Origin of the sequence: Actinomadura nitritigenes, assembly GCF_017573545.1 — a bacterium.
Taxonomy (GTDB): Bacteria; Actinomycetota; Actinomycetes; order Streptosporangiales; family Streptosporangiaceae; genus Spirillospora; species Spirillospora nitritigenes.
In genome coordinates, this window is sequence record NZ_JAGEOK010000003.1 from 281,608 (window position 1) to 294,159 (window position 12,552).

General features: G+C 74.3%; 9 protein-coding genes. All 9 read right to left on the reverse strand.

What is annotated here, in order from left to right:
- Positions 1-145: 145 nt before the first annotated feature.
- The 9 genes from J4557_RS05775 to J4557_RS05815 all read right to left on the reverse strand — a co-directional run bounded on the left by J4557_RS05775 (position 146) and on the right by J4557_RS05815 (position 12,551).
- Entirely contained in the window at positions 146-2,542 is a 2,397-nt protein-coding gene (locus J4557_RS05775) for a [protein-PII] uridylyltransferase (RefSeq protein WP_208265348.1), read from the reverse strand.
- 7 nt (positions 2,543-2,549) lie between these two features.
- Complete coding sequence (locus tag J4557_RS05780) at positions 2,550-2,888, reverse strand: P-II family nitrogen regulator (RefSeq protein WP_208265350.1); 339 nt, start codon at positions 2,886-2,888, stop codon at positions 2,550-2,552.
- Positions 2,885-4,228, reverse strand: a complete 1,344-nt coding sequence (locus tag J4557_RS05785) for an ammonium transporter (RefSeq protein WP_208265351.1) — start codon at positions 4,226-4,228, stop codon at positions 2,885-2,887. Before J4557_RS05785 ends, J4557_RS05780 begins: the two co-directional genes overlap by 4 nt.
- Before the next feature lie 266 nt (positions 4,229-4,494).
- Positions 4,495-5,658 (reverse strand): signal recognition particle-docking protein FtsY, encoded by a 1,164-nt coding sequence (ftsY, locus tag J4557_RS05790; RefSeq protein WP_208265353.1) that lies wholly within the window; start codon positions 5,656-5,658, stop codon positions 4,495-4,497.
- A 99-nt stretch (positions 5,659-5,757) separates the two neighbouring features.
- Complete coding sequence (locus J4557_RS05795) at positions 5,758-6,447, reverse strand: DivIVA domain-containing protein (protein ID WP_208265355.1); 690 nt, start codon at positions 6,445-6,447, stop codon at positions 5,758-5,760.
- A 5-nt stretch (positions 6,448-6,452) separates the two neighbouring features.
- Entirely contained in the window at positions 6,453-7,652 is a 1,200-nt protein-coding gene (locus tag J4557_RS05800; protein ID WP_208265357.1) for a globin domain-containing protein, read from the reverse strand.
- Positions 7,653-7,659: 7 nt separating this feature from the next.
- Positions 7,660-8,067, reverse strand: coding sequence for a globin domain-containing protein (locus J4557_RS05805; RefSeq protein WP_208265359.1), 408 nt, complete (start codon positions 8,065-8,067; stop codon positions 7,660-7,662).
- A gap of 300 nt (positions 8,068-8,367) precedes the next feature.
- Positions 8,368-12,036, reverse strand: coding sequence for a chromosome segregation protein SMC (gene smc, locus J4557_RS05810; protein WP_208265362.1), 3,669 nt, complete (start codon positions 12,034-12,036; stop codon positions 8,368-8,370).
- 317 nt (positions 12,037-12,353) lie between these two features.
- Positions 12,354-12,551, reverse strand: a complete 198-nt coding sequence (locus J4557_RS05815) for a hypothetical protein (RefSeq protein ID WP_208265364.1) — start codon at positions 12,549-12,551, stop codon at positions 12,354-12,356.
- Position 12,552 lies beyond the last annotated feature (1 nt).

A 12,552-nucleotide genomic window follows, 5' to 3' on the forward strand; every position in this document is an offset into this window, starting at 1 on the left:
GTCTGGACCGTCCTTGGAAAGCTTCTGGGATCGCCTATCAGCGTATAGGGTCACCGGCCGGTCCCCGCCCGGTCGCCGCAGACGGAACGGCGGGCAGTGGGAGATGCGGCGGCGAAGCCCGCTTCAGGCGGCGGCGAAGCCCGCCTCAGGCGAGGGCGGACAGGACCTGGGAGCGGACCGCCGCGAGCGCGGCCGGGTCGGTGATCGGGGCGCCGTTCCCGTCCACGACGTAGAAGACGTCGACGGCCTCGGCGCCCAGCGTGTCGACCTGGGCGGCGCGGATGTGCAGGCCGCAGGCGCCGAGGGCCTGGCCGATCCGCCACAGCAGGCCGGGCCGGTCGTGCGCGCGGACCTCGACGACGGTGGCGGTGTCGGACGCGTCGTCCACGATCATGACGCGCGGGGGCGGGACGGCGGCGCCAGGCCGGATCCGGACGGAGCGGGCGCGGCGGTCGAGCCGGTCGGCGACGTCGAGCCGGTCGGCGAGCATGCGGCGCAGGTCGGCTTCGAGCGCGGCAGGGTCGGGCGGGGCGCCGTACTCGGGGACGGCGGTGAAGTCGAGGACGGCGGTTCCGGTGTCGGTGGCCGGGGACGAGACGGTGTGCGCGGTGCGGACGGCGAGGCGGTGCAGGGCGAGGACGCCGGCGGCGCGCCAGAGCAGTCCGGGGCGGTCGGGGGCGGCGACGGTGATGCGGGAGCCGGTGACGCGGACGGCGGCGCCGTCGTGGCGGGCGAGGGCGAGGCGGTCGGGTCCGAGGACGGGCGGGGGCGGCGGGGTGCCGCCGGACAAAGCGGCGGCGGCGCGGCGGGCGAGCTCGGCGACGAGCCGGGCCTTCCAGGCTCCCCACGCGGCGGGGCCGGTGGCGGCGCCGTCGGCGACGGCGAGGGCGGCGAGGAGTTCGAGGATCTCGCGCTCGCGGCCGGGGACGGCGGAGACGGCGGCGGTGACGGTGCCGATGGTGACGGGGTCGTCGAGGTCGCGGCGGGTGGCGGTCTCGGGCAGCAGGAGGTGGTGCCGGACGACCGTCTCCAGGACCCGGACGTCGCCGTCGGGGAAGCCGAGCGCCGCGCCGAGGTCGTGCGCGACGACGGCGCCGCTCGTGGAGTGGTCGCCGGGCCAGCCCTTGCCGATGTCGTGCAGCAGCGCGCCGACCAGCAGCAGGTCGGGCCGGGCGACCTCGCGGGTGAGGGCGGCGGCGCCGGCGGCGGTCTCGACGAGGTGCCGGTCGACGGTGAAGCGGTGCACGGGGTTGCGCTGCGGCCGGTTGCGGACGCGCTCCCAGTCGGGCAGCAGCCGGACGATCAGGCCGGCCTGGTCGAGGGCCTCCCAGACGCCGATGGCGGCGGGGCCGGCGCCGAGCAGCGAGACCAGCGCGCCGCGGGCCTCCGGGGGCCACGGGGCGTCCGGGAGGGCGGCGTCGGCGGCGAGGCGCGCGACGGTCGCGGGGGCGAGCGGGAGGCCCGCCTGGGCGGCGGCGGACGCGACGCGCAGCACCAGCGCGGGGTCGCTCAGGTCGGCGGTGCGGGCCAGGACGACCTCGCCGTCGTGCTCGACGGCGCCGTCCCCCACGGGCCGGCGCTCGACGGGGGCGCGGCGCGGCCCCGTGGCGCGCGCGACGCGGCGCCACAGGTGGTCGGCCGCGTAGGTGACCGTGCGGCCGGCCTCGGCGATCGCGCTGAGCAGGATGTTGGCGTCCGGCAGGCCGACGGCGCGGGCGACGGCCTCCTGCTCCTGGAGGACGAGCCGGTCGGTGGAGCGTCCGGTGGACTCGTGCAGGGCGTGCCGGATGTCGAGGAGCAGGTCGTGCGCGGCCATGACCCGCCCGTCGGGCGCGGAGGCGATCCACGACGCGGCGACGGCGCGCATGACGTGGACGTCGCGCAGGCCGCCGTGGGCCTCCTTGAGGTCGGGTTCGAGGAGGAACGCCAGTTCGCCCTGCTTCTCCCAGCGCTCCCGGCACAGCGCGGCCAGCTCCGGGAGCCGGACGCGGGCGTCGGCGCGCCAGTCGGCGAGGACGGCGGCGCGCAGCTCGTCCACGAGGGTGTGGTCGCCGGCGACGCGGCGGGCCGACAGCAGCCCGAGCGCCGCCTTCAGGTCGGCGCGCGCGACGGTCCTGGCCTCCGCGACGGTGCGGACGGAGTGGTCGAGGCGCAGGCCGGAGTCCCAGATCGGGTACCAGAGGCGGTCGGCGATCTCGGCGATGTCCGGGCGCCCGCGGTGCAGCAGCACCAGGTCGAGGTCCCCGCCGGGGGTCAGTTCGCGCCGCCCGTGGCTGCCGACGGCCGCGAGCGCGACGCCGGAGGGCGCGGCATCGGCGGGCGCCGTACCGGGCGCGGCGGCTGAGGCGGGGATGCCGGAGGAGGCGGCGCCTGAGGGTGGGGTGGCGGGGGGCGCCAACCGGCCGGGGATGTCGACTGCGCTGGCGAGCAGGGCCGCGAGGCGGCGGTCCAGGTCGCCGGCGCGGGCGGCCCGCGCCGCCGCGAGGGCGGCGCGGGCGGCCTCGGGAGCCCGGTCTCCGGCCGGAGGATGGACGAGGGTCACACCGCTCCTACAGGGCTTCCGGGCCGGTCTCGCCGGTCCGCACGCGGACCACGGTGTCCACGGGGACCGCCCAGACCTTGCCGTCGCCGATCTTGTCGGTGCGCGCCGACTTGACGATGACGTCGATGATGTCGTCGGCGTCCTCGTCGTCCACGAGCACCTCGACGCGCAGCTTGGGCACGAGGTCGACCTTGTACTCGGCGCCGCGGTAGACCTCGGTGTGGCCCTTCTGGCGGCCGTAGCCGCTGGCCTCGCTGACGGTCATCCCCTTGACCCCGAAGGTCTCCAGCGCCGCCTTGACCTCGTCCAGCTTGAACGGCTTGATGACGGCGGTGATCAGCTTCACGCCTCGGCCTCCACCTTCTTGTCGGGCGACACCGCGCGCGGTGCCGCGGTGCCGGTAACGGCGCCGCGGGAGGCGCCTCCTCCCGCGGGAGCGAGATCGTACGCGGTCTCGGCGTGCGCGGTGACGTCGATCCCGGCGGCCTCGTCGTCGGCGGAGATGCGGAACCCGATCGTCATGTCGATGATCTTTCCGATGACCCAGGCGATGGCGAACGAGTACAGGCCGATCACGACGGGGCCGAGGGCCTGCAGGCCCAGCTGGTGCGCGCCGCCGCCGTAGAACAGGCCCTTGTGCTGGCCCGGCAGGAACGGGTAGGCGGCCAGGAAGCCGAGCGACAGCGCGCCGATCGCGCCGCCGACCAGGTGGACGCCGACGACGTCGAGGGAGTCGTCGTAGCCGAGCTTGTACTTCAGGCCGATCGCGTAGGCGCAGACGGTGCCGGCGATGGCGCCGAGGACGATCGCCGCCCACGGGTCGATGAACCCGCACGCCGGGGTGATCGCGACGAGGCCGGCGACGGCGCCGGACGCGACGCCGAGGGTGGTGGCGTGGCCGTCGCGCATCTTCTCGACCAGGGCCCAGGCGCCCGCGGCGACGGCGGTGGCGATCTGGGTGTTCATGAACGCGAGGCCGGTGGTGCCGTCGACGGCGAGCTCGGACCCGGCGTTGAAGCCGAACCAGCCGAACCACAGCAGGCCGACGCCGAGCAGCACGAACGGCAGGTTGTGCGGCCGCATCGGCTCCTTCGGCCAGCCGCGCCGCTTGCCGAGGACGAACGCCAGGGCGAGACCCGCCGCGCCGGCGTTGACGTGCACGACGGTGCCGCCCGCGAAGTCCTCGATGCCGAGCTTGTTCAGCCAGCCGGTGCCCCACACCCAGTGCGCGACGGGGAAGTACACCAGCGTCGCCCAGGCGACGGTGAACGTCATCCAGGCGCCGAACTTGGCACGGTCCGCGATGGCGCCGCTGATGAGCGCGACCGTGATGATCGCGAACGTCAGCTGGAACATCGAGAAGACCATGGTCGGAATGTTGTCGCTCTGGTCCTTCAGCAGCCCTTCGGAGACCTGGGTCGCGACGCCCTTCAGCCCGACGGCGTCGAATCCGCCGATGAACTTGTTGACGAAGGAACTACCGTTGTCGGTGAAGGCGATGGAGTGCCCGAAGAGGACCCAGAGGATGGTGACGCTGATGATGGCGCCGAACGACATCATCATCATGTTGAGGACGCTCTTCGCCCGGGTCATGCCGCCGTAGAAGAAGGCGAGCCCGGGTGTCATGAGCAGCACCAGCGCCGCTGCCGCCAGCATCCAGGCGGTCGCGCCTGTATCGATCTTCATCTCGGAGAGTGCCCCTCCTCGACCGGAAACGTGGATGCCCCGAGATTCCTGGGCGGCCGTTTCACCGGCGCGCCGCCCGTGTTTCCGGGGTGTGAAACCCCGCCGCGGCGTGTTTCACGGCTGTTTCGGAACCCTCACCGCCTTACCCGCCGGCGGCAACCGTTTCCTTTTCCCCGGGTCATGCTCCGGTCCAGGTGAAAGGGCGCCCGAAAAGAACGGCGCCCCGCGACCGCAAGGGGTCGCGGGGCGCCGTGGGGCGGTGCCGTTCAGTCGCCGAGGATCGCGTCCACGAACGCCTCCGGCTCGAACGGGGCGAGGTCGTCCGGGCCCTCGCCCAGCCCGACCAGCTTCACCGGGACGCCCAGCTCGCGCTGCACCTGGACCACGATGCCGCCCTTGGCGGTGCCGTCCAGCTTGGTCAGCACCACGCCGGTGATGTTGACGACCTCGGCGAACACGCGGGCCTGCTGCATGCCGTTCTGCCCGGTCGTGGCGTCCAGGACGAGCAGCACCTCGTCCACCTCGGCCTGCTTCTCCACGACCCGCTTGACCTTGCCGAGCTCGTCCATCAGCCCGGTCTTGGTGTGCAGCCGGCCCGCGGTGTCGATGATCACCACGTTGACCTTGGTGTCGATGCCCTGCTTGACCGCGTCGAACGCGACGCTGGCGGGGTCGGCCCCCTCGTCCTTGCGGACGACCTGCGCGCCGACCCGCGAGCCCCACGTCTCCAGCTGGTCCGCGGCGGCGGCGCGGAAGGTGTCGGCGGCGCCGAGCAGCACGGTGTTGCCGTCGCCGACCAGGACGCGGCCGAGCTTGCCGCAGGTGGTGGTCTTGCCGGTGCCGTTGACGCCGACGACCATCAGCACCGCGGGCCGGTCGCCGTGCGCCTCGGTGCGCAGGGAGCGGTCCAGGTCGGCGCCGATCTGCTTGACCAGCTCCTCCTTCAGCAGCGCGCGGACCTCCTCCGGGCTGCGGGTGCCGAGCACCTGCACCCGGGTCCGCAGGTCGTCGGTGACCTGGCGGGCGACGGCGGCGCCCATGTCGGCGGTGATGAGGGTGTCCTCGATCTCCTCCCAGGCGTCGTCGTCGAGGGTGTCGCGCGACAGCAGCCCGAGCAGGGTCCTGCCGAACGTGTTCTGGGAGCGCGCGAGCCGGGCCCGGAGCCGGACGAGCCGTCCCGCGCCGGGGGGCGGCCGCTCGATCTCGATGGTGGGCGGCGGGGCCGGTGCCTCGGTGGGCGGCGCCCGCTCGATGGTGGGGGCCGCGGCCTCCGCCTCGTCGACGGCGGTCGCGCCGTGCTGCTCGGCGGGCGGCCGCTCGGCGGGCGGGACCGGCGGACGGCGGCGGCGGACCGGGCGGCGCAGCAGCATGACCCCGCCGACGATCAGCGCGACCGCGCACAGCGCGACGATGACGATCACATATTCCATAGCGTCCCCAGTTTTCCAGACCGGCGGCGCTGGACCTAACCCCCGCCGATCACGCGCCCGCACGCATGCGAAGAGCACGCCCCCGGCGGGCGTGCCCGATCAGCCCCGGAGCCGCGGCCCCGGGGTCTCCCCCGGTACCGATGCCCGTTCGGAGCTCTCCCACTCGTCGACGTTGCGCAGCAGGGCCTCCAGGTAGGAGCGCAGATGGGTGCGGTAGACATCGCTGTAGGTGCGCAGGTAGGCGATCTCGCGCTCCAGCTCGTGCCGCCGCGCGTCGTCGGGCGGGCCGCCCGGCCCGGGCGAGGCCGCCGCGGCGGGCGGCGGCACCGACCGGACCGCGGCGTCGGCGACCTCGGCGGCCTTGCGGTGCGCGTCCTCCAGCAACTGCTCGGCGCGGCCCTTCGCGTCGGACAGGATCGCCTCGCGGTGCAGCCGGGCCTCGTGCGCCAGCTCGCGGGTGTAGCGCTCGGCGTCCGCGACGTACAGGTCGGCGGTCTGCTGGGCCTGCGACAGGATCCGGACGGCCTGGAAGTGCGCGTCCTCGGGGGCCATGACGCCGCCCGCGCCGCGGCCCGCCTGGGCGCGCAGCCGGTTCACCTCCTCGCCCAGCGCGGCCTTGTGGTTGAGGATCTGGACGAGTTCCCGCTCGACGTACTGCAGGAAGTCGCGGACCTGGTCCTCGTCGTAGCCGCGGCGGCCGAGGGCGGCCCGCGCGAACACCACCGACTGCAGCTCGCCGGGGGTCAGCCGGGTGCCGTCGGGCACGACCGGGAGGTTCGGGGAGTTCACTGCGGTCACCTCTGTGCGTCGGCGAAGGATTCCAGGCGGATGCGGTCGCGGGCGACGCCCGACGCGACGAGCCGTTCGACGGCGGCCTCGGTCATCGCCGCCGGCCCGCACACGTAGGCGTCGTGGCCGGGCCAGGGGCCGCGCCGGGCCACCACGTCGGGCAGGTCGCCGTGCTCGACCTCCTCACCGGCGGGGCCTCCGGGGCCGGCCCCGTGCCCGCCGCCGGACCCCAGCAGCGCGGAGAAGCCGTGCCCGCCGGACTCGCCGGGCGCGGGCTCGTCCGACACGGCGGGGACGACGGTCAACCACGGCAGCTCGGCGGCGCGCTTGCCCAGGTCCTCCAGGTCGTACAGGCCGTCGCGGTCGCGGGCGCCGAAGAACAGGTGCACGCGCGGCGGTGCGGGCAGGCCGGCGATCTGCTCCAGGATCGCCTTGAGCGGCGCGAGCCCGGTGCTGCCCGCGACGAGCAGTACGTCCCGGCCGGACGACTCGTCCAGCGTGAGCGTGCCGATGGGCGCGCCCATCCGGACGCGGTCGCCGGGCTGGGTGGCGCGGACCAGGACGGGGCTGACCGGCCCGCCGTCCACCAGCCGGACGTGGAAGTCGACGGTGTGGTCGGGGCGCGGCGCGTTCGCCATCGAGTAGTACCGCCAGTGCCGCAGCCGCGACGGCACCTCCAGCGCGACGGACTGCCCCGGCGTGTACGGCAGCGGGCGGTCCGGCCGGATCCGCAGCACGGCGATGTCGAAGCGGCGCCGCTCCGCCTCGACGACCTGGCCGTTCCACCAGGCGGGGCTGGCGAGCGCGTCCTCGTCGGCGGCCTCCAGCATGACCTTGGCGACCAGGCTGTAGGCGGCGTTCCAGTCGCTCTCGACGTCCGCGCTCCAGGCCGCGCCGGAGAAGTGCCGGAGCGTGGCGAGCAGGCTCGCGCCGACGTGCGGGTAGTGCTCGGCGACGATGCCGAAACGGCGGTGGTCGCGGCCGAGCTGGCGCAGGAACGGGACGAGGGCCGGCAGGTCGTCGGCCTTGGCGACGATCTGGCCGAGGGCGCGCAGCAGCTTGTCGCGCTGCCCGGTCATCCCGATCGGGAACATGTCGCGCAGGTGCGGGTTGCGCACGAACAGGTCGGAGTAGAAGAACAGCGCGACGGCGTCGCCCTGCCCGGCGACGGCGGCGAAGTTGTCCTTCAGGCGCTGGGCGTCCACGCCGCGGTCAGGCGACGGGCTCGGCGGCGGCCTCCGTCATGACCTGGGCGACCACGCCGTACGCGGCGGCCCAGTCGCGCTCCAGGTCCTCGTTCCAGTCGGGGCCGCTGAAGTAGGCGAGGGTCGCCAGCAGGCTGGCGCCGACGGGGCCGTAGTGCTCGGCGGCGACCCCGAATCCGTGGTGCCGGCGGCCGAGGTCCTGCAGGAACGGGACGAGCGTATCGGTGTCGTCGACCGTCGACACGATCTGCGACAGCGCGCCGAGCAGCACCTCGTGCTGCTTGCTCATCGCGCCCGGGAACATGCTTCTGAGCTGCGGCTCCCGGGCGAACAGATCGGCGTAGAAATATTCGGCGACGACAATGCCGTTCGATCCCACCTGCGCGAAATTGTCCTTGAGTTTCTGCGCGTCCACGCTGTCCTCTCCAGCGGTTCTCCGAGCCCGGGCGGGGTGTCCGGGAGGGGAGCCGGAGAACCACGGGCCACATGACTAGTGGAACCATCGGACGGGCACAAGCCCGTCAGCGTCGCCGCGGGATCACGGTCGGTGCACGCCGCCGCTCCCATTCCCCCACCACCGGGGAAAATGCGGCGACGGCAATGCGCTATTCGGACGCGAAATATTTCGGATGGACACCGGAAACGTCCACGGAACGAGACGCTGGTCCATGCCGCCCACCATTTGGAATGGTCCAATCAGCGGCAGAATGAAAAATCAGGCGGAGTCCTGCTCGCGGAGGCGCTGGCTCACGACCTGGGTGACGCCGTCGCCGCGCATGCTGACGCCGTAGAGGGCGTCGGCGCCCTCCATGGTGCGCTTCTGGTGGGTGATCACGATGAGCTGGGACGACTCGCGCAGCTCCTCGAACACGGTGATCAGCCGCTGGGTGTTGGTGTCGTCCAGCGCGGCCTCGACCTCGTCGAGCACGTAGAACGGCGACGGACGGGCCTTGAACACCGCGACCAGGAACGCGATCGCGACCAGCGACCGCTCGCCGCCCGACAGCAGCGACAGGCGCTTCACCTTCTTGCCGGGCGGGCGCGCCGCGACCTCGACGCCGGTGGCGAGCATGTCCTCCGGCTCGGTCAGCGACAGGCTCCCCTCGCCGCCGGGGAACAGCCGCGCGAAGATCCGCTCGAACTCGCGCGCGGTGTCGTCGTAGGCGGCGGCGAACACCTGCTGCACCCGGTCGTCGACCTCCTTGACCAGGGCGAGCAGTTCCCGCTGCGTCTTCTTCAGGTCGTCGAGCTGCGAGGTGAGGAACGCGTGCCGCTCCTCCAGCGCCGCGAACTCCTCCAGCGCGAGCGGGTTGACCTTGCCGAGCTGGTTGAGCTGGCGCTCGGCGGCCTTGGCCCGCTTCTCCTGGACGGCCCGCACGTAAGGGACGGGCCGGGCGTCCTCGCCCTTGTCGGGGTCGGGCGGGACGGGCTGGTCGGGCCCGTACTCGTTCACGAGGGACTCGGTCTCCAGGCCGAACTCCTCCAGCGCGCGCTGCTCCAGCTGTTCGAGGCGGAGCCGCTGCTCGGCGCGCGCGACCTCGTTGCCGTGCACGACGTTGACGAGCCGCTCCAGCGTGCCCGACAGTTCCCGGACCTGGGTGCGGACGACCTTGAGCTCGGCCTCGCGGGCCGCCTTGGCCTGCTCCGCGGCCTCCCGCCGGCGGACGGCTGCGGCCAGCGACAGCTCGATCCGGTCCAGCGCGGTGCGCGCGCCCTTGAGGACGGCCTTCGCGGTCCTCGCCTGGAGCTCGCGGCGGGCGCGGCGCTCGGCGGCGCGGGCGCGCTCCTCGCGCTCGCGGCGGGCGCCGCGCTCCAGCGCGTCGGCGCGGCCGGTGATGGCCTGGACGCGCTCCTCGGCGGTGCGGACGGCCAGCCGCGCCTCCATCTCCGACGAGCGCAGCACCCGGAGGCGCTCGGCGAGCTCGTCGCGGGCGTCGGTGTCGTGCCCGGCCTCGTCGGCGACCTCGGCGGCCTCCTCCGACTCGGCGAGCCGCACCGCCAGCTCCTCGGCGGCCTCGGTGTCGCGCTCCAGCGACTCGTTCGCCGCGTCCAGGGCCTTGGTGAGCCGTTCGGCCTCGCCGCGCGCGGCGCGGACGTCGGCCTCCAGCCGTGCGGCGCGCTTGGCCTCCTGCGCGGCCTGCGCGTCGAACTCGCGGAGCCGCGCGCGGACCCGGTCGAGGTCGGACTGTGCCTGGTTCACCCCGGTCTGGGCCTGGTTGGCGGCGGCCTGCGCCGCGTCCAGCGCCGCCTGCGCGGACTGCTCGGCCTCCGCCGACGCGGTGAGCCCCTCCGCGGCGGCCGCGGCGGCGGTCTCGGCCGCGGCGAGGTCCTCGGTGGCCTGGTCGAGGGTGGCGCGCATCTGCAGCAGGCTCTGCCCGCCGCCGGCGGCGCCGCCCTGCGCCCAGTGCGCGCCGACGAGGTCGCCGTCGCGGGTGACGGCGCGCAGCGCGGGCTCGCGGCGGACGAGCGCGGCGGCGGCGGGAACGTCGTCGACGACGGCGACGCCGCGCAGCAGATGCTCCAGCGCGGGACGCACCGCGTCGGGCACGGTCACCGCGTCGGCCGCGTGGTCGACGCCGGGCACGCGTTCGGACCTGCCGGGGTCTCCGCCGCCGACGAGCAGGCCGGCGCGGCCCGCGTCGCGGGACCGCAGCAGCGTCAGCGCCGCCTCGGCGGTGTCGAGCGACCCGACCGCGATGGCCTGCGCCGCGTCGCCCAGCGCGGCGGCCACCGCCGTCTCGTAGCCCGGGCGGACGGTCAGCAGCGAGGCGACCGTGCCGAGCACGCCGTCGACCGACCCGTCGGCGCCCGCCGCGAGCAGCGCCTCGCCGCCGTCGGCGGCGCTGGCGAGGGTCAGGTTCAGCGCCTCGATCCGCGCCTGCAGCGCGGTGACCTTCTTCTGCGCGGCCTGGTCGGCGGTCCGTGCGGCGGCGACGGCGGAGCGCGCCTCCTTCAGCGCGCGGCGCGGCTCGTCGACGGCGGCGCGGGCGGCCTCGGCGGCGTCCTTGGCGGTGGCGAGCGCCTCCTGCGCCATCTCGTGCTCGGCGGCGAGCGCCGGGTCCTCGACGACCTCGGCCTCGAACGCCTCGAACTCGGCCTGCGCGGTCTCGGCGCGCTGCTCGGCCTCGGCCCGGGCGTCCGCGAGCCGGCCGATCTCCGAGCGGCCCGCCTGCGCCTTGCTGCGCAGCGCCTCGACGCGGCCGCGCAGCCGCGCCAGCTCCTCGCGGCGGTCGGCGGCGGCGCGGGCGGCGGCCTGCAGCCGGCGCTCCTCGGCGGCGAGCGCCTCCTCGGCTCCGGTGCGCTGCTCGACCGCGTCGGCCAGCCCGTCCTGCGCCTCGTCGAGCGCGGCGCGGAGCATCTCCTCCTGCTCGCGGATCTCGGCGGCCTCGCGCTCCATGTCCTCGGGGTCGCGCCCGCGGCGCTCCTCCTCGCGGGCTTCGGAGGCGTTGCGGTTCCGCTCGGCGGCGAGGTCGGCGACGCCCCGCAGCCGCTCCTTCAGCGCCGACAGCCGGAACCAGGTGTCCTGCACCTGCGCGAGCTTCGGCGCCTGCTCGGCCTCCTCGGCCTCCAGGACCGCCTCGCGCTCCTGCGCCTCGGCGAGGGCGCGCTCGGTCTCGGTGCGGCGCTCGCGGATCGCCGCCTCGTCGGCGGCCTCCTGCTCCAGCCTGGTGCGCAGCGTGACCAGGTCGTCGGCGAGCAGCCGCAGCCGCGCGTCGCGCAGGTCGGCCTGGATGACGGCGGCGCGGCGGGCGATCTCGGCCTGCTTGCCGAGCGGCTTGAGCTGGCGGCGCAGCTCGGTGGTGAGGTCCTGGACGCGGGTGAGGTTCGCCTGCATCGCGTCCAGCTTCCGCAGCGCCTTCTCCTTGCGCTTGCGGTGCTTGAGGACGCCGGCGGCCTCCTCGATCACCGCGCGGCGGCCCTCGGGGCCGGAGTGCAGCACGCGGTCGAGCTGCCCCTGCCCGATGATCACGTGCATCTCGCGACCGATGCCGGAGTCCGACAGCAGCTCCTGGATGTCCAGCAGCCGGCACGAGTCGCCGTTGATGGCGTACTCGCTGGACCCGGACCGGAACATCAGCCGGCTGATCGTGACCTCGGTGTAGTCGATCGGCAGCGCCCCGTCGGCGTTGTCGATCGTCAGCACGACCTCGGCGCGGCCGAGCGGCGCCCGGTTCGCGGTGCCGGCGAAGATGACGTCCTCCATCTTGCCGCCGCGCAGCGACTTGGCGCCCTGCTCGCCCATCACCCAGGCCAGCGCGTCCACCACGTTGGACTTGCCCGACCCGTTGGGGCCGACGACGGCGGTGATGCCCGGCTCGAACTTCAGCGTCGTGGAGGACGCGAAGGACTTGAAGCCGCGCAGCGTCAGGGTCTTCAGGTACACGCGCCCGTCGTCCTCCTCCTGCGCTGCCGGCTCCGGGAATCCGAACGAACGATACCGGCAGCGGGCGGTGCGAGCACGGCACCCGCACGGATGGGAGGCGGATTCGGGGCACGGCCCGGAACGCCGGACGAATGCCCGTTAATACGGCGAATGGCCGCAGAGACCCCGAGCTCGGTCAGACCGAAACCCTACGAAGGTTTGACCGGAGTTCGACCGCCCGGCGGCATGCTGTGACGCCCGTCGCCGGGTGGGGTGGGCAAAACAGAAGGGACGCCTGGTGACGGCGTCCCTTGTCCACTGCGAGGAAAAGGCGCCGATCAGGTCAGCGCCGGTTCACGATCCTTCACCGCGAGCGACACCACGTCGTCGTCGGTCGCCGTCGCAAGCGCGTCGTTCTCCGCCTGAAGCCGTACGAGCTCGGCTTCCAGGTCCCGCACGCGCTGCTGCAGGCGCCGCATCTCCGCGACCATCCGGGGGTCGGGACCGCCGACGTGGCCGAGTAGAGCCTTCGCCATG